This window comes from Streptomyces sp. GESEQ-4 (genome assembly GCF_017948455.1).
Lineage (GTDB): Bacteria > Actinomycetota > Actinomycetes > Streptomycetales > Streptomycetaceae > Streptomyces.
Genome location: NZ_JAFFSU010000005.1, coordinates 110895 through 134031, shown reverse-complemented (window position 1 = coordinate 134031; position 23137 = coordinate 110895). Strand labels below are relative to the sequence as shown.

The following is a 23137-nucleotide window of genomic DNA, read 5'->3' as shown; positions in this document are numbered from 1 at the left end:
TGTGCGGAGGTTCTACGAGGGGCTACGGGCGCCAGTTCGCCAGTACGCCTTCGTAGAGCTCCTGGTCGGTCAGCTCGCGTGGGGTTTCGCCGGCCAGGAAGTGGGCCGTGTTGTCCGACTTGAGCTTGCGGAGGTAGTCGAAGGCTTTGTTCTCCGGGTCACCGAAGGCGACGAAGGAGAAGAAGACGGCGGGGTGCTTCTTCGCCGCGTCCGTGAGGGACTGGGTGGCGGGGGTCCTGGCGTCCGGGGCACCGTCCGTCTGGAAGATCACGAGTGCGGGGTCCGTGGTGGCGGACTTCTCGTAGTGGCTGATGACCTCTTCGACGGCCGTGTGGTAGCTGGTACGGCCCATGCGGCCGAGCCCTGCGTGCAGGTCGTCGATCTTGTTCTCGTGGTCGGTGAGGGTGAGTTCGCCTGTGCCGTCGAGTTCCGTGGAGAAGAAGACGACGTGGACCTTGGCCTCGGGGTCGAGGTGGGCGGCGAGGGCGAGGGCCTGCTCGCCGAGGGCCTGGGCGGAGCCGTCCTTGTAGTACGGGCGCATGGACGCGGAGCGGTCGAGGACGAGGTAGACCTTGGCGGTCGTGCCGGTGAGGTTGCGGGTGGTGAGGGTTTCGCGGGCGGCGTTGTAGGCGGTGAGGAGCGCCTGCGGCAGCGGGGCGTCGTCTACGGCCTCGGCTTCGCCTTCGGCCTCGTCGTTCCCACCCGCACCACCCGTGGCGGTTTCGTCGTCGGGTGCGGGTGGCCCCTGTGGGGCCTGATCGCCGTCGGCGGCCGCGGGCTCGTCCGCCTGGGCGGCGGCGGGAGCCACCTCGGTAGCAGCGGCAGACTCCGGCTCGGACTCCGGGCCGGAGTCTGCGACGACCGCCTTCGGCTCCTCGGCGACCGGTTCGTCCACGGTCGGCTCGAGGGCCTTCTCCTCGGCGGCCGGTTCTTCGACTACCGCCACTTCAGCCACCGGCTCGTCAGTTACGGGCTCCGGCTCCACCGCCGGCTCATCAGCGACCGCCACCGCTTCTTCGGCGGCTGGAGTCTCGGATACCGGATCCTCGACCACCGGCTCGTCGACAGCCGGCGTCTCAGCCACCGGGGCCTCGACAACCGGCTCGTCGGCCCCCGGCGTCTCGGGCCTCGGCTCATCCAGCCCCGTCTCCCCCGTCTCCCCCTTCTCTCCCACCGGCCCCGTCGGCCCCGGCACCGTCACCTTGTCGAAAGCGGCCGAGACCAAGTCGTGCTCGGAGTCGTCCGGCGTGGAGGTGCGGGGTTCCGGGATGGAAGCCGTGGGGGTCGGTTCGGGGGAGGGGGAGGGGGAGGGGACCGTCGGTTCCGGTGTCTGCGAAGGTGTCGCACCCTCTGCTTCGGCCGTGCGGGCCTTTCGGCTGCGGCCGAACGCGTTCCGCAGGAGAGTGAGAATGCCCATGTACGCAACCCTTCGCGTGAGTTGATGCCCGCTAATCCCTGGCCAGGACGGACACGTAAGGTTAGCCGCCCCGGAAGGTGATCTTCGGGAGGGGCAGGGTCGGCGGGATGTCCTGAGTCAAGGGCCGGACCGGTCAAACATCCGCCACGAACGTAACGAATGTACAGGCACCTCCAGTTCACCTTTAGTTCACCGTGTCGCCCCGCTCCCGCACAAACATGCGCCTACCGTCCGTCACGCTGGTTACAAGGGGAAGCAAGGGGAAAACAAAGTGCGCATTCCGCTCCCGCTCGTCAGAACGCCGTCCGATTCGCATCCCGGTGGCCGGTCGGCCATGACCTGTTTGTACCGGTGTGGGAACGCCTGCTTCCACGAGGTGCCCAACACCACCACCAACGAATACGTCGGCGACGTCATCCAGGGCGCCCTCAGCCGCCGTTCGGTGATGCAGGCCGCCGCCGTCGTCACGGTGGCCGCCGCGGCCGGCACCGCCGTGACCGCCGCCGCGGCCCCGGAGGCCGCCGCCGCCACTCGGACGACGTCCACCTTCGGCTCCTCCAAGGGCGCGCGCGGGCTTCGTTTCACCGCTGTCGCCCCCAACACCAACGACGCGGTGACCGTTCCCGACGGCTACGCCCAGAACGTCGTCATCCGCTGGGGCGAGCCCATCCTGCGCGGCGCCCCCGCCTTCGACCCGGACAACCAGACCGCCAAGGCGCAGGCGGGGCAGTTCGGGTACAACTGCGACTTCCTCGCGCTGCTGCCCCTCCCGGGCGAGTGGAACCGGCAGATCCTCGTCGCCAACCATGAGTACACCGACGAGGTGCTCATGTTCCGTGGCTACGACTCCGCCAACCCGACCAAGGAGCAGGTCGAGATCGCCTGGGCCGCCCACGGGCTCTCCGCCGTCGTCGTCGAAGGTGACCGGAAGACCGGCAAGCTCAAGCCCGTGCCCCGGCACCCGCTCAACCGTCGGGTCACCGCGGCCACCGAGTTCAAGATCACCGGGCCCGCCGCCGGTTCGGACCTGCTGAAGACCTCCGCCGATCCGACCGGCACCAAGGCGCTCGGCACCCTCAACAACTGCGCCGGCGGCACCACCCCGTGGGGCACCACGCTGCACGGCGAGGAGAACTTCAACCAGTACTTCGCCAACAGCAGCCGGGCGACGGACAAGCGGTACGGCATCGGCACCACCGCCACCGAGCGCAAGTGGGAGCTCTTCGACAAGCGCTTCGACGTCGCGCAGGAGCCCAACGAGGTGCACCGCTTCGGCTACGTCGTCGAGCTCGACCCGTACGACCCCACCTCCAAGCCGCGCAAGCACACCGCGCTGGGCCGCTTCAAGCACGAGGGCGCGACCGTGCGTCTCACGGACGACGGCCGTCCCGTCGTCTACTCCGGTGACGACGAGCGCTTCGACTACTTCTACAAGTTCGTCGGCAGCAAGCGGATGAAGAAGGGGTCGAGCAGGGCGGTGCGCGAGCACAACCTCTCACTCCTCGACGAGGGCACGCTGTACGTCGCCAAGCTCAGCGGCGACTCGCCCGCCATCGAGATCGACGGCACCGGCAAGCTCCCCGCCGACGGCGAGTTCGACGGCAGCGGTACGTGGATCCCGCTCGCCACCGCCACGGCGAAGGGTGCCGTCTCGCACGTCGAGGGCATGACCGCCGACGAGGTCTTCGTCTTCACGCGGCTCGCCGGTGACAAGGTCGGCGCCACCAAGATGGACCGGCCCGAGGACATCGAGCCCAACCCGCACACCGGCAAGGTGTACGTCGCCCTCACCAACAACACCAACCGCGGTACCGGCACGAACGCCAAGGCGGACGAGGCCAACCCGCGCAACGCCAACAAGCACGGGCACGTCCTGGAGCTGACCGAGCGCTGGAACCGTGCCGACAGCACCAAGTTCGCCTGGTCGCTGTTCCTGGTGGCGGGCGACCCGAACGACCCGGCCACCTACTTCGCCGGGTTCCCGAAGAACAAGGTCAGCCCGATCTCCTGCCCGGACAACGTCGCCTTCGACCGGTACGGCAACCTGTGGATCTCCACCGACGGCGCCCAGCTCGGCTACCACGACGGTCTGTTCGGGGTAGCTACGCGCGGTGAACGGCGCGGTGAGCTGAAGCAGTTCGCGACGATGCCGATCGGCGCGGAGACCTGCGGCCCGGTCATCCAGGACCGGCGCGTTCTGGTCGCCGTACAGCACCCGGGCGAGAAGGACGGCGCCACCGTCGAGAAGCCGGCCAGCACCTGGCCCGACGGACCCGGCAAGTACGTCCGCCCGGCGGTCGTGGCCGTGTGGCGCAAGGACGGCTGCGACATCGGCGTCTGATCGCACTCGTACGCAACCCGTACGCATACGGATGCGGGCCGCTCCCCTCAGGGGAGCGGCCCGCATCCGTTTGTCCGTGCGGCTCAGGGAGCCGTCACGCAGTTCACGGCCGGGAGTTCGGCCGGGGCCGCGAGGGCGGTGGGGTCGAGCAGGGCGGCCGGGTCGACGAGTCCGGTGACGGTGCCCGGGGCCTCGGTGAGGCAGGTGACGGCGGCCGACGGGTCCGGCACGGCGGTGGCTGCCGGGGCGGCGGCTCCGGCGAGGGCCAGGGTGCCGAGGAGGACGGAGGCGGTGCGACGCATGAAAAATCCCCTTATCGGGAGGGCGGTTGAACAGGATTGATCATTACCTGTACGCCCTCCCGAACTCGCCCTGCGTCACTCGCACGAGAACGACGTAACGATTCACCGCCTGCGCGGAGTTGACCAGGCCGCCATCGCCGTCAGTGCGGGGACGCGATCGCCCTTGCTGCCGCCACCTCCTGGCGGAGTGGCTCCAGGACGCTTTCCGGCGGGCCGGTCAGGTCGGTGCGGACCTCGTACAGGACGTCTGCCTCTCGTAGCCCCTCCGCCAGTTCACGGAGTTGCAAGGTCACTTGAGCGACCTCCGCGGACGACGGAGGGGTCGCCCCGTGCTTCACCCGCACCCGTGCCGCCGTCGTCACGTCGACGATCCGTTCCACGGCGACGACCAGGGGCCACCAGGCGGCGGCGCGGCGGCCGGTGGGTGGGGGTTCGGTCAGGGCGCGTTGGAACTCCGTGCGGATGACGGAGAGGTCGCGGTAGAGGCGGCGGCGCATGCGGGCGCGGGCGGCGGGGTCCTCGCCCTTGCCGAAGGCCGCCTCCACATATGTCGCCGTGTCCGCCACCGCGTCCGCGAGGCGGTCGCCCACGCGGACGTGCCAGCTCTCCGGCCAGAGCAGATAACCCGCGACCAGCGCGATCGCGCAGCCCATGAGGGAGTCGACGAGGCGGGGCAGCAGCAGGCCCGTTCCCTGGCGGTTGAGGACGTCGGAGAGGAGGAGGATCACCGGGGTGATGGCGGCGGTCTGGTAGCCGTAGCCGCGTGGGGTGAGGGCGGGGATCAGCGGGGCGAGCAGCAGCATCACCGGTACGTCCCACCAGCCTCGCGGCACCTGGGAGAGCACCGCCGCCGCGACGACGAGTCCGGCGACCGTGCCGAGGGCCCGCAGCAGCGCCCGTGAGAAGACCGAGCCGAAGTCGGGCTTGAGGACGAAGGTGATGGTCAGCGCGACCCAGTAGGAGCGCGGGACCGTGATGATCGAGACCAGGACCTGGGCCAGGCCGATGCACAGGGCCAGGCGCAGGCCGTAGCGCCAGGAGGTGGCGGAGAGGATCACGTTCCGTCCGGCCTGGGCGGCGCGGATGCGGAGGGCGGCCGGGCGGCCGAGGCGGTCGTCGATGCCGTGGGGGTCGATGTCCGGGGCGGCGACGACGGAGGCCGCGTGGCGCACGGCGTGGTTCATGGCGCGGTTCGTCTCGCTCACGGCCGCCGGCAGGTCGAGCCCTATCGGGCCGGTGTAGCCGGTGTCGATGGCCTCCGCGACGTGCCGGACCGCTGACGGGATCTCGGGCGGGAGCGGCTTTCCGGCCAGGTGGGCCGCGGGGGCGGCCTCCACGACGGGCGTGATGGCGTTCAACTGGGCGAGCAGCCGGGTGAGTTCGGGGCTGCGGCCGTGGTGGCGGGTGCGCCGGGCGAGGACGAGGTCGTACGACTGGTTCAGCGACTGGGTGACGGCGTGGCGGGCGGCGTCGTACGCGTCGGGATCACCGGTCGCCGCCAGCAGTTCGGCCACCGTCCGGTAGGTGTCCGCGACCGCCGTCCGCTCCGGCACTCCGCCCCGCAGCGGCCAGGCCAGCAGCGCGAGCAGCAGCACGAGGAGCCCGCCGCCGGACATCAGCGCCGGCGCGAGCCACCACTCGCCCGGCATCGGCAGGCCCGCGCCCACCACCGAGTTGAGGAGCAGCAGCAGTCCCGATACGGAGGCGACCGCGCCGATCGTCGAGATCATCCCGGAGACGAGCGCGACGCCGGTGACGGCGGCGACCGCGAGCCAGCCGTGGCCGAAGACCAGCGAGCCGAGGGTGATGCCGACGGCGCCGAAGAGCTGCGGGACGGCGATGTTGAGGATCCGCATCCGGTAGGCGTCGGCGGTGTCGCCGATGACTCCGGACAGCGCGCCCATGGAGGCGAGGGCGCCGTAGGCGGGCCGGTCGACGGCGAGGCCGATGGCGAGGGGCAGGGCCATGGCAAGGGCGGCGCGGGCGACGGCGGACCGGTTGACGGGCGCCGGTTCGGACCGGAGGTTCCGGACCAGCCAGTCGGGGGGCGTCAGGCCGATGGGGAACTCTCGGGACATGGCCCCATTATGTTCGCCCCCGCCAACCTCATCCCCGCTGGTGGAGCGTGACGTCGACCAGCAGCGAGCGGTGGTCGGTGTCGCCGAGGTCCAGGAAGCGGGCCGTGCGCGCGGAGAAGTCCGGGGACAGCAGCACATGGTCGATCTGGGTGCCGAACGTCGGTGTCGTCCGGGTCGGCCAGCTCGGTGTGCGGTCGGAGCCGGTGAGCCGGGCCGCGTCGCGCAGGCCGGCGTCCAGGATGCGGCGGAAGGCGGCGTGGTCCTGGGAGGCGTTGAAGTCACCGGCCAGGATGGTGGGGGTCTGCTCGTCGGCGCTCACGTAGTCACGCAGGGCGCCCAGCTCCCGGCGCCATACGTCCGTCTGCCCGGGCAGCGGCGGCATGGGGTGCGCGAGCTGGAGCCGTACGTCGTGCCCGCGCACGTCGGCGACGGCGCCGGGCATCGAAAGCGTGCCGGGTACGCCGTCCGTGCCCTGGAGCGGGAAGCGGCTGAGGATGACCGACCCCTCGGAGCCGTCGGCGATCGCGGCCTCGCGGTGCGGATAGTCGGCGGCCAGGTCGCGCTTGAGCACCGCGTCGCAGGCGACGTCGCACTCCTCCACGAACACGATGTCCGGCTTGTCACGTCGTACGGTCTCGACGAGGGCGTCGGTGGCCTGCCCGAACTCGACGTTCGAGGTGAGCACACGGAACGAGGCGAGGACGGGCCCGGTCGGCTGGGCGCTCTTGCCGTACGGCTCGATGAACCACGCCAGCAGACCCAGCAGGACGACGCCCCACACCGCCCCGACCCACCACCGCGCGAGCACGGTGAGCAGCAGCCCGAGACCCGTGGGCACGAGCAGCCAGGGCAGGAAGGCGAGAACCTGCGGGACGGGCGTGATGGCGTCGGTGTCGGCGAGCCGGCAGCCCACGACGACACTGACTCCGGCGAACAGCAGCACGGCGAACCCGACGCCGGGACGCCGCGAGGTCCGTCGCTGGCGCACGTCATCGGAAGCGGTCCACTCGGCGACCTCGGTGTCCAATGCCCGGCCTTCCGTTCGCGGGTGGGGTGGCCGAATCCTCCCTCAAAAAAGACGGGAGCGGTGCGGGGGAGGTTGCACCGAGCGGGAGGGGTCCCGAGGGTGCGCGCGCATGATGTGGCGCCGGTCATCGAGTGGAAGAGGGAGCACGTGACGCCCAGGATCCCCGTAATTACGCGTCGACCCGCGTCAGGAACTCCCGCAACGCCTCGTTGAATTCAGCCGGGCGTTCCAGGTTCGGCATGTGGGCCGCCCTTTCGATGACCCTGAGTGTCGAGTCGGGCAGTGCCGCGTGCATCGCCTCCGCGTCCGCGACCGGTGTGTACGTGTCGTCGGCGCCGACGACGACCAGCGTCGGGACGGTGACGTGGGTCAGCAGGGTGCGGTAGTCGGGGCGTTCGGCGCGGCCGCGCAGGGCTGCTGCGGCGCCTTCCGGGGGCGTGGCCGTCATCATGCCGTGGACGTGGGCCTTGACCTGCGGCGAGGCGTACGGCGCGACCATCTTCTCCAGCACCTCGTCGGCGTATCCGCGCATGCCCTCGGCCAGCAGCCGGTCCGCCATCTCGTTGCGGATCACCTTGCCCTCCGCCGTCTCCGCCGCCGGGAAGGTGTCAGCGAGGACCAGGCCCCGGACGCGCTCGCCGAAGAGGCGGTAGCACTCCATCGCGATCTGGCCGCCCATCGAGAGGCCGGCCAGGACGAACGCCCGCACCTTCAGCTCGTTCAGCAGCGCCTCGATGTCGCGGGCGAAGTCGGAGAGCGGGGTGACGCCGGGGACCACCGGGGAGGCGCCGTAGCCGCGCAGGTCGGGGGCGATGACCCGGCGGGAGGCGGAGAACGCCTCGGTCTGCGGGGTCCACATCGTGCGGTCGAAGGGGTGGCCGTGGACGAGGACGAGGGGAAACAGAGAGGTATCCGCTCCTTTGTCCTCGTATGCGAGGAAGGGTGCCATGTGGATGACCCTAGATCCGGTCAACTCCTCGGTGCAATAAGATCTTTGCTCTCGGTGCAATCCTGGGAGGGAGTTGAGTGGACGACTACCGGCGTCTCGCCGACCGCATCGCCGACGACATCGCCGCCGGCCGGCTCCGCCCCGGCGAACGGCTGCCTCCGCAGCGCGTGTTCGCGCGCCGCCGCGGGATCGCCGGGTCCACGGCCGGGCGGGTATATGGCGAACTTGTGCGCCGGGGGCTGGTCGTGGGGGAGGTCGGCCGGGGTACGTTCGTGCGGGCGACGCCTGTCATGTCGTACGGCCGTCAGCTCGTCGAAGCGGGGACTGCCGCGCCCGTGAATCTGGAGCTCAACTACCCTTCCGCGCCCGGCCAGTCGGAGCTGCTCGCCCCCGCCCTCGCCCCGCTCCTGCGCCCCGACGTCCTGACGGAGGCCCTGCGTCCGGCGGCGGCCACCGGAACGGCTCCGGCACGGGAGGCGGCGGTCGGCCTGCTCGCGACTCCGGGCTGGCGGCCTGCCCCTGCTCAGTTGCTCTTCACGGGAAACGCTCGTCAGGCCATCGCCGCCGCCCTTGCCTCCCTGGTCCGGCCCGGTGGTCGGGTCGGTGTCGAGCCGTTGACGTATCCGCTGGTCAAGGAGATCGCGGGGCGGCTCGGCGTCACGCTCGTGCCGCTCGCCGCCGACGAACGCGGACCGCTCCCCCAGTCGATCGCCGCCGCCCACCGCACGGCTCGCCTGTCCGCGCTCTATCTGCAGCCGACGCTGCACAATCCGACGTCGGTGACGGTGGATGAGGCGCGGAGGTGCGAACTCGCGGGTGTCGTAGGTGACTTGGGGATTCCTGTTGTGGAGGACCGCATCTGGTCGTTCCTAAGTGATGCCGAGCCGTTCGCCGTGCACGCCCCCGCGCTGACCCACGTCGTCGACGGGCTGTCCAAGCGGGTCGCGCCCGGGCTCACCGTGGGTTTTCTCGTCGTACCGCAGGATCGGACGAAGGCTGTGGCCGCCGCGATCCGGTCCGGGGGGTGGAATGCGGGGCGCTTCGCGCTGGAGGCGGCCGTGCGGTGGTGCGGGGACGGGACGGTGGCGCGGCTGGTCGAGGGGAAGCGGGAGGATGCCGCGCGTCGGCAGCGGGTTGTCGCCCGGCACCTCGACGGGTTCGGCATACGGTCCGATTCCCGCGCCTACTACGCCTGGTGGGAGTTGCCCGCGCCCTGGCGTGCGGACACGTTCACGGCCGCCGCAGCCGAGCACGGGATCGCGGTGACTCCCGGGCCCGCGTTCGCCGTGGACCCGGCGCGCACGCCGGACGCGGTCAGGCTCGGGCTCGCGTCCGTTCCTGAGCCGGATCTGGAGCGGGCGTTGCGGACGCTCGCCGACGTCGTACGAGGTGGCATGTGAGGGCCACGGTGAGGCCCAGGGCGACCAGGAGCCAGGAGACCGTGCGGAGGGTGGTGGTGAGGGCGTCGTAGGCGGTGCTCGTGGCTGGGTGGTGGGCGTCCTCGGGGAGGTGGGCGAGGGTGAGGCGGCGGCCGATCTCGATGGTCAGGGCGAGGAACGCGCCGCCGAGTGCGGTGCCGAGGGCGGTGGCGGTGAGGGCGCGGCGGCGGTAGGCGGCGACTGCGATGCCGGTGACGGCGGACGCGGCGGCCGCCAGGGGGAGCCAGAGGGCTGCGACTTGGAGCACGTGGAGCACCTCGTCTGCGGGTTCGTTGTGGCTGGTCGCGCAGTTCCCCGCGCCCCTTCGGGGCGCTCCTCTTCAGGTAACTCCCTGGTGAGCGGGCGCGCGACCTCGGCGACGGCATACGGGGGCGCTCTCCGGTGGAGGGTTCACCCGATCGGGTGTCTCATGGTTCTGGGGAGAAGGAGGCCGATCATGCGCACCACTCCGGCCCTGCGGACCCTGGCCGTGGCCCTGCTGACCGGCGGAAGCCTCGCCGTTTCGACGGCGGGTGGCACGGCATACGCCGGCAGCGGAGGATCCTCCGGTCCGATCTGGGGCACTGTCGTCTCCGCGACGAAGCTTGACGTGCGGCAGTCGCCGACCGTCCACTCGCACGTCGTTGCGCGGCTGGCACCGGGCAGTCAGGTCCGTATCGACTGCCGGGTCGTCGGACAGAGCGTCAACGGCAACCCGTACTGGTACCGGCTCGTCGGCGTCCAGGCATGGGCGAGCGCCGCCTTCGTCCACACCAACTGGTGACCGGGGGAAGGGAAACAGGGGAGCGCGTGGGCTCCGGCCGGCGGTGCCGGGGCCCGCGCGTGCGCGTGTCCCTCTGTCAGACCCCTGTGGGAGGCTCCGTCGATGGAATCTTCGAAGGTGATTGAGACCCTGTGGGAACGGATCCAGGCTCGGGACTGGGCAGGCGTCGCCCAGTTGATCGCGGAGGATGTCGTAGTCGAGTGGCCGATCAGCCTCGAACGCATCATCGGCCGGGAGAAGTTCGTCGCGGTGAACCGTGAATATCCGGAGGGCTGGTCGATTCGGGTGCTCAAGGTGGTGGCCGAGGGCGATGAAGTCGTCTCCGAAGTCGAAGTGCCACACGACAGTCTCGGTGTCTTCCGCGCGGCATCGTTCTGGACTGTCCGTGACGGACAGATCGTCCGTGGGACGGAGTACTGGACGAGCCTGGGGGCGGACCCGCGGCCTGAATGGCGGGCCGCCCTCGTCGAACCGATGTAGTGACGTCAGCGAGGGAGCGGGTTTCCCTCGGCGTCCTCGTGTGTGTAGTAGCGGTAGAAGAACACCGTGAAGATGGCGGCCGTGATGAGGAGGCTCATCACCGTGGAGCGCAGCACGCTCGCCCCCGTCTGGCTGTAGAGGAACCCGAATGCCGCGCCGGCGAAGGCGGACTTCGTCAGTGAGTGCAGTTCCCGCTTCAGCCGGGGGGCCCAGATCGCCACGGCGACGCAGAGCACGATGAACGCGAGTGCGGTGGTGAAGCCGAACAGGATGTTCCAGCCGGTGATCTCGCCGCCGGAGCGCCGGTTGGCCGCGGCCCAGTAGCCGTAGACGAGCCCGAGGACCACGGGAATCGCATACCTCGCGATCCTGTGGGTGCGCTCGCTGAAGACGTCGGGTGTGGGGAGCCGCGTGGCCGGTCGTCCCCTGGGGCTGGGTGCCGCATGAGCCATGGGAGGACTCCTCTCTTGTTGCCCCTGTTCTCCTGTCGCTCTTGTCATCCAGAGCACACCTGGGCGGGTGCTCTGGCAAGTCGGTGGGAAACCCCGGTCGGCTCGGTGAGATACCCGCTTGGCCCCGGTCCGGATGCGGTCCGCGTGCGGCCGTGTTTCGCTTGGCGTCATGAGCGGGCGCGGACTGAGGCCGGTGGGCGGTCGGCGCCCGCTCGTACGACTGCCCGACGCCGTGCCCCGGGATGTGCTGCAACACCACCAGATTCTGCGGATCCGGGACCGGAGCGTCGCCTGGGTGCCGCCGCTGCTGGTGCTCGTCGGCATCCTGATCGTCGACTGGAACACCACCCGGGACTTCCGGATCATCACCTGGATCGTGCTGGTGCCGAGTATCGCCGCCGCGATCTGCGGGGTGTGGGGCACGGCCGCCTACGCGGTGCTCGCGACCGTCGCCTATCCCATCGCGGACGGCGCCTGGCCGAACGAGTACCAGGCCGGACCTGCCGACTTCTTCCTCGTCGCCGTCGGCAGTGTGCTGGCCGTGCTGGCCTGCGCGGTCAGGGTGCGCGGCGAGCGCCGCATGCTGCACATGCGGGACGTCACCGAGACCATCCGCCGTACCGTGCTGCGTCCGCTGCCGCCCGGCTGGGGCGGCCTGGAGCACGCGGCGGTGTATCTGACCGCAGATGTCGAGGCCCGCGTCGGCGGCGACTTCTACGACATCCAGCCCGGCCCGCACGGCACGCGTGTCCTCATCGGCGATGTGCAGGGCAAGGGCCTGGGCGCGGTCGAGGCGGCGGCCGCGCTGCTGGGCACGTTCCGCGAGGCCGGCTACCACGAACCGGAGCTGGCGACGGTCGCCGACCGCCTGGAGGTGCGGATGCTGCGGCACGGCGGGCATGTCACGGCGCTCGGCCGCGACGACGCGGACCGCTTCGCCACGGCGGTGCTTGTGGGGTTCCCCGAGTCGAGCGCCGGGCGGTTCTTCGGCCGCGGGTCCGTCGTGGCTGGTCGCGCCCACGCGGCGGAGCCGCATATGTCACAGCCCCGCGCCCCTTTGGGGCGCGTTCCGGAGCCCGGCGTCGTCGAGGTCGTCGTCTTCGCCCACGAGCCGCCGCTTCTCGTCGGCACCGACGGCGTACGGTCCCTGCCGTCCGGCGGCGACACCCTCCCCCTCGGCCTGAGCACCCTCGCCCCCGCCCAGGACCCGCCGCCCGTCCAGCAGGTGACCCTCGCGCCCGGCGAGACGCTGCTGATGACCACGGACGGCGTCACCGAGGCCCGGGACACCGACGGCGTCTTCTACCCGCTCGCCACGGAGGTCGCCCGCGCCGTCGCCGCCGACCCGCGCACCGTCGAACCCCGCCGCCTCGTCGACTTCGTACGGGAGGGTGTGCTGCGGCACTGCGGGGGACGGCTGGCCGACGACACGACGGTGTTCGCCGTACGGCGGCTCAGGCCCCTGGAGGCACGGGACGGTTGACGGTTTGTGGTCCTGACACCCACCTTTGCAGGCGCAGCGGTTACGGTGCTGCCGTAAGTGATCGACGGGGGATTGGGAGGGACGATGCCCGGAACCGTGCTGCTGCTGGCGGCCTCGCCGCTCGGCAAGGGGCGAATGGTGGACGCCGCGTCCGTGCTTCCCGTCCTCGCGGCCGTCCCGCCCGCCGTCCTGTCCGGCACGGACACCGCGAACGTCGTCGAACTCGCCGACCCCCTCGAGCCGCAGGCCGTCCTCACCCGGCTGCGCGCCGCCGCGGGCGCCCCCGGCCCGCTCACCGTCTTCATCACCGGCCAGCTGCAGATCGACCGCCGGCAGTTCCTGCCGCACCTGGCGCTGGCCCGGACGACGCCGTCGACGGTGCGGTACACGGCGTTCCCGTGGCACTGGGTGCGGGAGGAACTGCGGTTGCGAGCGGCGGGGACCACGGCCCTCGTCCTCGATCTGCACGCGGACGCGGAGACCTGGGACCATCTGCGGACCCGGCCCTTCGACTCGGGCGGCAACAGCGCCGTCTACGGCCGTATCGCGCCGCCGCCTCCCCGGCGGACGGTGGCGGTGCCCTCGTACATGAAGGCCGTGGCGACGATCCTGCGCAGCGGACACCGGCCGCCGCTGGAGCAGTTGCATCAGCTGGCGCTGAGCCGGATCGCCAACGAGGGTTCGTACGGTGACCTGGTGCTGACGCCGTCGGCGGTGCCGATGCCCGTTCACGTGCCGCGCCCGCAGCATCCGCCTCAGGTCGCCGATCCGCACTCCGCGATCAGCGCCGCCGTGCAGGCGGAGCGGCACGACGACGCCGACGCGCTGGCCGCGCATCAGGAGCAGGCCGCGGTGCGGGCGTACGGTCCCGGTTCCGAACAGGCCCTGCACTGGGCCGAAGTCCGCGCGGATCTGGCCATGTTCGCCGGGGACCCCGTCCGCAGCTGCCGTACCTGGCTGGGCGTCGCCTCCGCGCGGCTGGCGGCCGGGCAGGCGCCGTCCGACCCGGCCGTCGAGGCGGCCGTCGACCGGGCGCACCACCAGTGGGGCCGGATCGCCGACCCGGCGCGGGCCCGCGAACTGGCGCCCACACTGGCCGACTTGAGGGCACGGGTGCCGGGGCGTCGGGAGGGCGCGCTGGATCACATCCAGCGGCATCTGAACCAGCTCCAGACACAGAGTCGGTCCGCGCAAACAGCGCACTGAGTTCCGTTTGTGACGCAAACGCACTTCAGTGCCCCGGTGACGAACCCTTCAGTGCCCGCAACCTCCCTGCCATGATGGTGAGTTATGGCTGAGGGGGATGGAGTGGCCGACCGGGACGAGCGAGCGATCCGCGTCCGGCTGGACGAGACCGCGGGCGAGGGAGACATCGACGCGCTGCGGAACTGGCTCGAGCGGGAACAGCCGCTCGACGAGATGGTGCGCAAAGGCGAGCTGCGGATCCGCGAACGGGCCCGCACGGACGAGACCGGTGCCCCGATGGGCGTCGGCATGGAGATCGTCATCCAGCTGATCGGGGCCGCCGGGGGCGCCGTCTTCCTTCAGCTGCTCAACCAGGTCGGACGGTCCGTCGATGCCTGGCGTGCCAACCGCCGCCAGGTGGAGGACGGCGAGCCGCCCGCGGGAACCGTCGACCCGTTGGACGGCGACGGGTAGTCCGGTGAGTCCCAGCAAGAACCGGGCGCTCCTGGTCGGGGTGTCCACGTACGAGGACAAGAAGCCGCCGCACGGGGTGCCCGGGGATCTTCCCGCCGTCGAACACAACCTGAACATGCTCAGGCGGGCGCTGCTGAAGGGCGGTGTGTTCGACGACGACTCGATCACCGTCTGTCGGTCGCCCTCGCAGGGCAAGTTCAACGAGGCGCTGTATTCCGCCGCCGCGGAGACCGACGGGCTGCTCCTGCTGTACTTCGCCGGGCACGGCGCGACGCCCAGCTCCGGCGTCCCGCTGTTCCTGCAGATGCGCGATGCGCGCGTGATCAGGGGCGGACATACCGTCTTCCCCGGCGCGGCGAAGTACGACGACGTGCAGACCGTGCTGCTCAGCAGCAAGGCCGAGCGGATCGTGGTCGTCCTCGACTGCTGCTATGCCGGCAACGCGGGCGTCGCCTGGGAGCGGGAGCACGAGTACAGCAAGCGGCGGGTGCTGCTGCTGATGAGCGTGCAGGCCAACCACCGCATCGACGCGGGCGACCCCGCCACACCGACGCCGTTCACCGCCGAGCTCGTCCGACTCCTTGAGAAACCGGGCGAATGGCGGTTCCGATGGCTCTCCGGTCAGCTGCGTGAGGAGATGGCCAGGCAGAAGACGATGCGCGGTGAGCCATGGGTGCCGCAGAGCCGGGCCGAGCCCGGGGAGGACGTACTGCTGTCCGCGCGGCCGGAGAGCGGTGCCGTGCAGCCGCCGCGGACCGAAGAACCGGCTCACCTGTCGCCCAGACCGTCGCCCCTCCTGAAGCACCTGCGCCACCGCGCCGCCGCCCTCGGCACCCTCGTCCTCACCCTCGCCGCCTTCGCCTTCGGCACCTACGGCCTGGTCTCCCTCGTCGGCTCCTCCCCCGTCTGCGCGCCGCCCCTCGAACTGCGCGTCCTGACCGATCCCGACCTGAAGCCGACGGTCACCTCGGCGGCGAACACCTATCTGACGTCGGAGGAGAACACGGACGGGGACGGGTGCCGGGTCAGTGGGATCACGGTGTACAGCGCCCGTTCCGCCGATGTGGTGACCGCGCTGCGCGAGGAGTCCGAGCCCTGGCAGGAACCCCGGGCGGAGGAGACCAACCCGCAGCGGGACATCGGGCCGCAGGCCGACATCTGGATCCCGGGCTCGCCCGCCGCCGCCCAACGGGCCGAACACGAGCGGGACACCAATCCCAAGGCCTCGCTGAAGGTGGAGGGGCAGCCCTTCGCGTACTCCCCGGTCGTCCTCGCCGTACCGACCACCCTCCCCGCCGCCGACCAGCGCACCGACCGCAAGCTCGCCGAGCTGATCGCCGACCTGCGTGGCCGCGCGGACCAGGCCGAAGTGCGCCGCAGCGACCCGGAGTTCACCGACTCGGCGCTGTTCGCCACGATCGGCCTGTACGACGACGCCGACCGAGCGCTCGACGTGGAGAAACAGCTCGACCAGCCGGGGCCGCCGTCCGACACGGCCGCGCAGCTGCTGTGCGAACTGCCCCGCGACGACGCGGTGGACGACCGTACGGCCGTCCTCGTCCCCGAATTCCTGCTGAAGTCCGGGGTCGGCTGCGACAGTTGGCGGCGCAGCCCCCGGATCGCCGAGTACCCGACGAACGTGCCCGGCCTGGAGCCCACGTTCGTGCGGGTGCGCTGGCAGGACGGCGACCTGGACCGGGACGCGCGGGACGCAGCCGTGGCGGACTTCCGCTCCTGGCTCACCGACGGGCAGGGGCGGGACGCGTTCGCGCGCGCGGGTTTCCGCGCGGCCACCGGCCGCCGTCCACTGCTGGACGGGAGCGGGCCCGCACCCGGGGTGCTGCCCGATCCCAAGCCGCTGACGGAGGCCGCCGGACGGAACGAGACCGAGGCGGCGTTGCGGGCCTACCGCGCCGCCCACGGTCCCGGCCGGGTCCTCTTCCTGCTCGACAGCTCCGGCTCGATGGCCTCCCTGTGGGACGGGCCCAGCGGCGGCCCCGGTCTGCTGAAGCAGTCCCTCGGCGGGCTCGGCGGCCAGGACGAGTACGGCGTGCGGGCGGTGGCGGACACCCCCGAAGGCGACCGGTATGTACCCCTGCTCCCCCTCGCCACCCACGACCGCGAGGACGCCGTACGCACGATCGACCAGGCCGAGGTCCGGTCCGGCGCCGACTCCGATCCGCACGCCGCGCTGCTCGGCGCGCTCGACGACATGGCGGACCAGGGCACCGACGACCGCCCTCAGCTGATCGTCTACATCACCGACAGCGGGGACCACGACCGGATGACCGGCGGGAAACTCGACGAGGTGCTGACCCGGGCGAAGTCGGCGGGCGTGCCGGTGGCGATGGTGTCGCTGCGCGGCGGAGCCTGCGGAGCGGGCAAGCCGGACGCCCGGATCGCCGCGGCGAGCGGTGGCCGCTGCCTGGACGCCGACGACGACATCGGCAAGGGCCTGTCCGCCGAGGTCGAACGGACGGGACTCGGGGAGGACCAGTGATCCGACGGACGGCGGCCCTGCTCGCCCTGCTGCTGGTGGCCGCCTGCACCGGCGGCGGGGACGGCACGTCCGCCGAGCCCTCCGGCGACGTGGTCGGCGACATCGTCATCGCCAGCGGCCTGGACGTCACCGGCAAGGGCGGCATCCGCCAGCAGCTCATCGACGCCTGGAACGACCGGCAGGCCAAGGAGGGCACCGGTTTCAAGGCCACCCTGGTCGAACTCACCGGCAGCGCCGACGAACAGCGCAGCCAGCTCCTCGGCGCCCTCCAGTCGGGCAGCGCCACCTACGACGTGGTCAACCTGGACGTCACCTGGGTACCGGAGTTCGCCGAGTCCGGTCTCGTACGAGAGCTGCCCGACGACCTGCTCGGCGACGACGTCATCGACTCCGTCGCCGACACCGCCCGCTGGGACGGCAAGGTGTACGCGGCGCCGTTCAACAGCGACGTCGGGCTGCTCTACTACCGCCGCGACCACCTGAAGGCCGCGGGCCTGGAGCAGACCGAGCTGACGGGCGACCTCACCTGGAAGAAGCTGCTCAGGGTGATCGACGACTTCGGCGGCAACGAGCCCGAGGGCTACGAGAAGGGCTGGACCACCCAGCTCGGCCCCTACGAGGGCCGCACCGTGGGCGCCGTCGAGGCGTTCGCGTCGGCGGTGCCGGACCTGGAGCTGACCGACGAGCGGGGCGAATACACCGGCGACGCCGAGACGCTGGAGAGGGGAATCCGGGAGCTGCGCGAGCGCACCCGGACGCCGTACATCCTCCGGGACGCCTACGACTCGAACGAGGCCGCGTCGATGGCGGACTTCGCGGCGGGCCGCACCACGTTCCTGCGGCACTGGCCGTACGCCTACGGCACCCTGCACCAGACCCTCGACGAGGACCAGCTCGGCGTGGTCCCGCTGCCCGGCAAGGGGGTGCTCGGCGGGCAGAACCTGGCGGTGACGCGGGCCTCGCCGCGCGCGGGGAAGGCCATGGAGCTGATCGAGTTCCTCACCGGCGAGGAGAGCGAACGCTGTCTGCTGGACGCGGGGTTCGCGGCGACCCGGGAGTCGGCGTACACCGACGACACGGTCGACTGCACGGCGGCGGCCACGCCCGCGCCGTCCGCGACGGGCGAGCGCCCCGACGACATGCCCCGCGAGAAAGGCCGCCCGGCCTACGCCCGCACCACGCTCCTCCCCGCACTGCAGCAGGCCGTCCAACGCCCGCGCACCGCCCTGTACGGCGCCTTCACCCAGACCGTGATCGCCCAGCTGGACCCCCTGTTCACCGATGACCCGCCGCCGGAGGAGGAGCTGGCCAAGAAACTGCATACGGCCCTGAAGAAGGCCCTGCCCGGCTGATCAGCTCACCAAGTACGCCAGCGCCCCCGCCACCAGCGTCCGCACCCCCGGCGCGACCACCGCGAGATCGGGCGCGAAGAGCGGGCTGTGGTTGCTGGGGACCGCGTCGATTCGCGCCCTGAGGTCCTCGCCCTCCGCCGCGTCCCACACCTTGTCCGGCGTGCTGGTCACGAACCAGAAGGAGTACGGCAGCCCGCCCTCGCCCTCGCTCTCGGCGAGCTGCGCGAAGTCCTCGCTGCCCATCGCCGGGCCCGGGTCGAAGACGGCGGCGGAACCGAACACCTCGCGGTGCACCCCAGCGATACGGTCGTGGGTCGCGGCGTCGTTCACCGTCGCCGGGAAGGCGTCGCCCAGCGTCACCTCCGGCTCGCGCGGACAGCCGGCGGCCAGGCACTCGCCCTGCGCGATACGCCTGATCGCGGCGACCATGCGGTCCCGCACCGCCGCCGACTGCGTCCGCAGGTTGAGGGAGATCCGGGCGGTGGCGGGGATGATGTTCGCCGCCGTGCCCGCCTCGATACGGCCGACGGTCAGGACGGCCGACTCGCGCGGGGCGACCTCGCGGCTGACGACGGTCTGCAACCGGGTCACCAGATAGGCCGCGGTCACCACCGGGTCGACGGTCGTCTCCGGACGCGAGCCGTGCCCGCCGCGCCCGTGCACCACGATGTCGACGTCCGTCGTGGCGGAGAGGATCAGCCCGGCACGGTGGCCGAACAGGCCCACGGGACCCGGCGCCACGTGCTGGCCGAGCAGGACGTCCGGGCGCGGCACACGGTCGTAGAGCCCGTCCGCGACCATCGCGGCCGCTCCCTGCCCGGACTCCTCGGCGGGCTGGCCCACCACGATCAGCGTCCCGGACCAGGCGTCCCGTCCGGCGGCCAGCGCCTGCGCCGCGCCCGTCAGCCACGTCACGTGCATGTCATGCCCGCACGCGTGCATCACCCCGGGCGTCCGCGACGCGTACGGCAGCCCCGTCCGCTCCTCGACCGGCAGCGCGTCCATGTCGGCCCGCAGCAGCACGGTCGGGCCGTCGCCGTTGCGCAGCAGGCCCGTGACGCCGGTGCCGCCGATGCCCTCGGCTGTGTCGAACCCGGCCGCGGTGAGGCTCTTGGCGAGCCCGGCCGCCGTCCGGTGCTCGCGGAAGGCCAGTTCCGGGTGCCGGTGCAGATCGCGGTAGAGGTCCTCGAGGGCGGGGAGGGGCAGGTCGGCGGTGAGGTCCAGCGCGGTGCGTGCGGCAGCAGACGTCATGGCGTCAGGGTAGGGCGATCACCTGTCGGGGCCGCGTATGCGGAAGGCCGCCGGCGGGACGAGGGGGGAGTGTGTCCCGCCAGCGGCGGTTCAGGGGTCGGTCCGTGCGTCAGAACGCGGGGACCTCGCCGGGCCGGGCCTTGTTGATGCTGCCGACGAGATTGTTGGTCAGCGGGAAGTTGGCCTTGCCCCACTGGGAGTTCCACAGGGCGTCGCGCGGCGTCTTGTCCATCTGCTCCATGGTGACCAGGGCCGGGGTGTCCCACTTGTTGCCCGGACCCCAGGCCTCCGTGTCCTCGCCCCACCCGGCGAAGCGGAAGGCGTGCGTGCTCGCGCCGTCCTTGTGGTAGACGATCTTGACGCGGTTGCCGTCCATCGGCACCTCGTTGATCGGGTGGGTGCTGTAGCCGCCGTGCCGGGAGGCGGCCAGGTAACGCGGGCGCTCCTCGCCCTGCTTCTGGAAGACCACGACGGACTCCCAGTCGTGGCGGTGCCCGAAGGCGTCGGCGCCGTTGAGCGTCTGGTCCTTCTCGAAGTAGAGCCCGTAGACGTAGGCGCACCAGCCGTTCTTGCACAGGGACTGCGCGTAGGTGTTGGCCTTGCCGAGGTGGTCGGTCCGGCAGCCGCCGGTGATCGAGCCGCTGTTGTTCAGGCCGCCGTTGAGCTGTCCGCCCGCGTCCACCGCCGCCGCGGGGAAGCAGCCGTCCGAGTCGTAGTCGAACAGCGGCATGTACTTGCTCTGGAACGTGCTCGCGTTCCACGGCAGCGGATTCAGGACGGCGGCGCTCGCGCTGCCCGTCAGACCGACGGTCAGGGCGGCGGCGCTGCCCAGGACGAGGGCGGCCTTGGTGAGGCGGGACCGTCTGCGGGCCTTGGCTGTCTGCGACATGCGGGTGCTCCAGTGGTGGTTCGTTCTGCCGGGATTTCGGCGGGACGAGACCGAGACTGGAGCGCGGGGGGTTGATCGGCGGCATGTTCTGATCAGGGCGATCAATCGTCCTCGGCGTTTCGGGGGGATGTTCCTCGTGGCGTCACCTCCCCTTCCCCCGCGGCCTTGGCGTCGCACTCGAACCAGACGGTCTTGCCGGGCCGCTCGGCCAACGGCACCCACCCCCACCGATCCGTGACGGCCTCGACGATCACCAGCCCGCGCCCGCCCGCGGCGAGCGCATCCACAGCTGTGGACAACGGCGGGCGCGAGCTCGTGTCGGTGACCTCGACACGCACTCCCCGCTCCTCCGGCAGCCGCAGGATCAGCACCGTCGCACGCCGCCCGGGACAGTGGCGTACGACATTGGCGATCAGCTCGGTGAGCGCGAGGGACGCCGAGTCGTACAGGTCGTCCATCCCCCAGGTGGCGAGATACAGGCGGAGGATGCGGCGCAGATGCCGGGCGCCAAGTCCTTCCTCGGGGGTGGCAGTTGCGTGATTCATGTCATCAGCGTGGAGTCATGTGATTACGCTCGGCTACAGACCGAACTGAACGCCGCGCCGCGTTCCGACCTGGGGGTGACCGCCGCATGCCCAACATCCGCAAACTCGACCCCACCGCCTCGCCGCTGGACTACTTCGGCTCCGAGCTCCGCCGGTACCGGGAGTCAGCCGGGATGTCCCAGCAGGAGCTGGGCGAGTGCATCTTCTGCACCGGCTCCCTGGTGGGCCAGATCGAGACCGCCCACAAGGTGCCGACCAGGGAGTTCGCGGAGCGGGCGGATGCGGCGCTGCTGACGGACGGGTGTTTTTCGCGGTTGGTCGGGCTGGTGCTGCGGAGCCAACTCCCTACGTGGTTTCAGCCGTACGCGGAGATGGAGGCGAAGGCGACGTACATCTCCACGTACCAGTGCCAGCTGGTGTACGGGCTGTTGCAGACGGAGGAGTACGCGCGGGCGGTGCTGGGCGCACCCCAACCGGAGAAACTGGACGAGTTGGTCGCGGCCCGCATGGAACGGCAGCGCGTCCTGCGGAAGGCGAAGCCGCCGCTGGTGTGGGTGGTGCTGGACGAGGCGGTGCTGTACCGGCCCATGGGCGGCCGGGAGGTGATGCGAAACCAACTCGCGCACCTGTTGAGCTTCCGGGACCAACGGCGCCTGAAGATCCAGGTGCTGCCGTTCTCGGCGGGAGAACACCCGGGCCTGACGGGCACCTTCAACCTCCTGCGCTTCGACGACGATCCGGACGTCGTCTACACCGAGGACTTCATCCAGGGCCACATGACGGCCAATCCGGACAGTGTCAGCGAGGGCTGGCTCCATTACGATCAACTGCGAGCTGCCGCCCTCTCGGTACGGGACTCGGCAGAGTTGATCGCCCACGTGATGGAGGAGCGCTATGGAGACCAGCCAGCAGCTGAGGAGCGCGACGTGGCGTAAGTCCAGCTACAGCGGCAGCAGCGGCGGCGACTGCGTCGAGTGTGCCCCCCTCGGCGGCGCCGCCTGGCGTAAGTCCAGTTACAGCGGAAGCACGGGCGGCGAGTGCGTCGAGGTCGCCGACCTCACTCCGCACATCGCCGTCCGCGACTCCAAGAACCCCGAGGCCGGCACCCTCACGCTCTCCCCGGAGGCGTATGTCGCCTTCGTGGGTCACGTCGGGCGCGGCGGCGCGTAGCCCGCTCCTCAGCCCCTGTACTTGCCGAGGGCGATCAGCAGGCAGTACGCGGCGAACGTCTTCGGGTCGTTCAGGTAGATCTTGACCCACTCGCCCTTCGACTTGACGAACGACCAGATCCACAGGGCGGTCGAGCTCGGCTCGCTCTGCTGGTCGCGCATCATCCGGTTGAAGCGCTCGCTCAACGTGCCCCAGTTGTTCTCCATGTCCACGTACTGCGAGGGCAGGCGGGACTCCTGCACGTTCGGGGCGGAGGCGAGGTGGAAGAAGTCGGCGATCGGGCGGAAGCGTGACCCCTCCGCGAGGGCCTGGGCCAACATCAGGAACGCTCGCGCCTGGTCACGCGTGTCGCCCGCCTTCAGGAGCGAGTGCACCGTGTTGCTCAGGTTCGGCTCGTTGTACGCCACGTCGTAGCGCGTGGTCCCGGCTTTCTGCTCCAGGTCGATGTAGTTCTCCTTGAAGGGCGCCTTCACGCTGTTGCTGGTCGAGGCCTGGCCTTCGTCGGCGTAGTGATACCGGCCGTCGTTCGCCCACCAGCCCATCAGGTACAGGTCCGAGGCGCGCATCCGCACGCGTACGTAGGCGTCGCTGTACGCGTCCTCGACGTCGATGTCGACGTACGTCTGACTCGCGGCCGTGTCCGTGTGCATGACCTGGTAGCCGGCGCCCGGCACCGCGGCCTGGTTGCCGCTGTCGACCGCGTTGCGGATCGCCCTGACGACCTGGACGTAGCTCGTCGGGCTGTTCGGGTTGTCGTCCCCGATCTTCCACGTGATGTGGCCGTCGGCGGCGTTCGCGCTCGACAGCACGCCGAGCGGCCCGAGCAGGGTGGCGAAGATCGACAGCACCAGAGTGGTGACGACCGTGCCGATGGTGACCCTGCGGGTGCGTTGCTGCGACATCTCGTCTGTGTGGGGCATGCGCTGTCCTCCAGTTGTTCGGCGTGCCGGGATCCGGCCTTGCCCCACTGACGCTCGCAACCGGAACGTTGATTGCCACGTCCCTTTTGTCAGGTCAATCAATCCCGTGGGCGGAAGGGG

Annotated in this window: 22 protein-coding genes; 11 read left to right on the top strand and 11 right to left on the bottom strand. The window is 71.0% G+C overall.

The features are described 5' to 3' along the window. Nucleotides 1-22: 22 nt before the first annotated feature. Nucleotides 23-1417 carry a VWA domain-containing protein gene (locus tag KCH48_RS12695; RefSeq protein ID WP_210573221.1) on the bottom strand — a complete coding sequence of 465 codons (1395 nt, stop codon included), beginning with the start codon at nucleotides 1415-1417 and terminating at the stop codon, nucleotides 23-25. Between the two features lie 271 nt (nucleotides 1418-1688). Between KCH48_RS12695 and KCH48_RS12690 the strand changes: the two genes are divergently transcribed. Next, a complete protein-coding gene (locus KCH48_RS12690; protein ID WP_210573219.1) occupies nucleotides 1689-3758 on the top strand; it encodes a PhoX family phosphatase in 2070 nt (689 codons plus the stop codon). A gap of 83 nt (nucleotides 3759-3841) precedes the next feature. Here the strand turns inward: KCH48_RS12690 and KCH48_RS12685 are convergent, their stop codons facing one another. The 4 genes from KCH48_RS12685 to KCH48_RS12670 all read right to left on the bottom strand — a co-directional run bounded on the left by KCH48_RS12685 (nucleotide 3842) and on the right by KCH48_RS12670 (nucleotide 8114). Continuing rightward, the gene (locus tag KCH48_RS12685; RefSeq protein WP_210573217.1) at nucleotides 3842-4060 is read right to left on the bottom strand and encodes a hypothetical protein; all 219 of its coding nucleotides are present in this window, start codon (nucleotides 4058-4060) and stop codon (nucleotides 3842-3844) included. Between the two features lie 140 nt (nucleotides 4061-4200). Next, nucleotides 4201-6138: an FUSC family protein gene (locus tag KCH48_RS12680; RefSeq protein ID WP_210573215.1), complete on the bottom strand. Its 1938-nt coding sequence runs from the start codon at nucleotides 6136-6138 to the stop codon at nucleotides 4201-4203. A 28-nt stretch (nucleotides 6139-6166) separates the two neighbouring features. Further along, on the bottom strand, nucleotides 6167-7165 hold the full coding sequence (locus KCH48_RS12675) for an endonuclease/exonuclease/phosphatase family protein (protein ID WP_210573213.1): 999 nt from the start codon (nucleotides 7163-7165) through the stop codon (nucleotides 6167-6169). 169 nt (nucleotides 7166-7334) lie between these two features. After that, nucleotides 7335-8114, bottom strand: coding sequence for an alpha/beta fold hydrolase (locus KCH48_RS12670; protein ID WP_210573211.1), 780 nt, complete (start codon nucleotides 8112-8114; stop codon nucleotides 7335-7337). Nucleotides 8115-8191: 77 nt separating this feature from the next. Here KCH48_RS12670 and KCH48_RS12665 point away from each other — a divergent pair, with 77 nt between their 5' ends. Beyond that, nucleotides 8192-9514, top strand: coding sequence for a PLP-dependent aminotransferase family protein (locus KCH48_RS12665; protein ID WP_210573209.1), 1323 nt, complete (start codon nucleotides 8192-8194; stop codon nucleotides 9512-9514). Here the strand turns inward: KCH48_RS12665 and KCH48_RS12660 are convergent. Further along, entirely contained in the window at nucleotides 9429-9800 is a 372-nt protein-coding gene (locus KCH48_RS12660; protein ID WP_374104675.1) for a hypothetical protein, read from the bottom strand. The two genes, KCH48_RS12665 and KCH48_RS12660, sit on opposite strands and share 86 nt — an antisense overlap. 189 nt (nucleotides 9801-9989) lie before the next feature. On the opposite strand from KCH48_RS12660, the gene KCH48_RS12655 reads away from it, so the two are divergent. Together KCH48_RS12655 and KCH48_RS12650 are read left to right on the top strand one after the other, a co-directional pair. After that, entirely contained in the window at nucleotides 9990-10316 is a 327-nt protein-coding gene (locus KCH48_RS12655) for an SH3 domain-containing protein (RefSeq protein ID WP_307840872.1), read from the top strand. A 102-nt stretch (nucleotides 10317-10418) separates the two neighbouring features. Continuing rightward, complete coding sequence (locus KCH48_RS12650; protein ID WP_210573207.1) at nucleotides 10419-10796, top strand: nuclear transport factor 2 family protein; 378 nt, start codon at nucleotides 10419-10421, stop codon at nucleotides 10794-10796. A gap of 5 nt (nucleotides 10797-10801) precedes the next feature. Here KCH48_RS12650 and KCH48_RS12645 read toward each other — a convergent pair whose 3' ends face one another. Further along, nucleotides 10802-11248, bottom strand: a complete 447-nt coding sequence (locus KCH48_RS12645) for a hypothetical protein (RefSeq protein WP_210573205.1) — start codon at nucleotides 11246-11248, stop codon at nucleotides 10802-10804. A 169-nt stretch (nucleotides 11249-11417) separates the two neighbouring features. Here KCH48_RS12645 and KCH48_RS12640 point away from each other — a divergent pair, with 169 nt between their 5' ends. The 5 genes from KCH48_RS12640 (at nucleotide 11418) to KCH48_RS12620 (ending at nucleotide 18242) form a co-directional block, all read left to right on the top strand. Further along, entirely contained in the window at nucleotides 11418-12731 is a 1314-nt protein-coding gene (locus KCH48_RS12640) for a PP2C family protein-serine/threonine phosphatase (protein ID WP_210573203.1), read from the top strand. A gap of 84 nt (nucleotides 12732-12815) precedes the next feature. Continuing rightward, entirely contained in the window at nucleotides 12816-13937 is a 1122-nt protein-coding gene (locus tag KCH48_RS12635) for a hypothetical protein (protein ID WP_210573201.1), read from the top strand. Between the two features lie 84 nt (nucleotides 13938-14021). Further along, nucleotides 14022-14390 (top strand): hypothetical protein, encoded by a 369-nt coding sequence (locus KCH48_RS12630; protein ID WP_210573199.1) that lies wholly within the window; start codon nucleotides 14022-14024, stop codon nucleotides 14388-14390. A 4-nt stretch (nucleotides 14391-14394) separates the two neighbouring features. Next, on the top strand, nucleotides 14395-16890 hold the full coding sequence (locus KCH48_RS12625; protein ID WP_307840871.1) for a VWA domain-containing protein: 2496 nt from the start codon (nucleotides 14395-14397) through the stop codon (nucleotides 16888-16890). Next, nucleotides 16887-18242: an extracellular solute-binding protein gene (locus KCH48_RS12620; protein WP_210573195.1), complete on the top strand. Its 1356-nt coding sequence runs from the start codon at nucleotides 16887-16889 to the stop codon at nucleotides 18240-18242. Before KCH48_RS12625 ends, KCH48_RS12620 begins: the two co-directional genes overlap by 4 nt. On the opposite strand, the gene KCH48_RS12615 is transcribed toward KCH48_RS12620, so the two are convergent. From KCH48_RS12615 to KCH48_RS12605, 3 genes are all read right to left on the bottom strand, one after another. Then, nucleotides 18243-19493 carry an amidohydrolase gene (locus KCH48_RS12615; protein ID WP_210573193.1) on the bottom strand — a complete coding sequence of 417 codons (1251 nt, stop codon included), beginning with the start codon at nucleotides 19491-19493 and terminating at the stop codon, nucleotides 18243-18245. Nucleotides 19494-19602: 109 nt separating this feature from the next. Further along, nucleotides 19603-20382 carry an NPP1 family protein gene (locus KCH48_RS12610; protein ID WP_210573191.1) on the bottom strand — a complete coding sequence of 260 codons (780 nt, stop codon included), beginning with the start codon at nucleotides 20380-20382 and terminating at the stop codon, nucleotides 19603-19605. 101 nt (nucleotides 20383-20483) lie between these two features. Further along, entirely contained in the window at nucleotides 20484-20927 is a 444-nt protein-coding gene (locus tag KCH48_RS12605; protein ID WP_210573190.1) for an ATP-binding protein, read from the bottom strand. Nucleotides 20928-21013: 86 nt separating this feature from the next. Here KCH48_RS12605 and KCH48_RS12600 point away from each other — a divergent pair, with 86 nt between their 5' ends. Both KCH48_RS12600 and KCH48_RS12595 read left to right on the top strand, forming a co-directional pair. Beyond that, nucleotides 21014-21862, top strand: a complete 849-nt coding sequence (locus KCH48_RS12600) for a helix-turn-helix transcriptional regulator (protein ID WP_210573189.1) — start codon at nucleotides 21014-21016, stop codon at nucleotides 21860-21862. Next, nucleotides 21822-22097, top strand: coding sequence for a DUF397 domain-containing protein (locus KCH48_RS12595; protein WP_210573188.1), 276 nt, complete (start codon nucleotides 21822-21824; stop codon nucleotides 22095-22097). The genes KCH48_RS12600 and KCH48_RS12595 overlap by 41 nt, the downstream gene beginning before the upstream one ends. Nucleotides 22098-22105: 8 nt before the next feature. Here the strand turns inward: KCH48_RS12595 and KCH48_RS12590 are convergent, their stop codons facing one another. After that, nucleotides 22106-23017: a ribosome-inactivating family protein gene (locus KCH48_RS12590; protein WP_210573187.1), complete on the bottom strand. Its 912-nt coding sequence runs from the start codon at nucleotides 23015-23017 to the stop codon at nucleotides 22106-22108. Nucleotides 23018-23137: the final 120 nt, after the last annotated feature.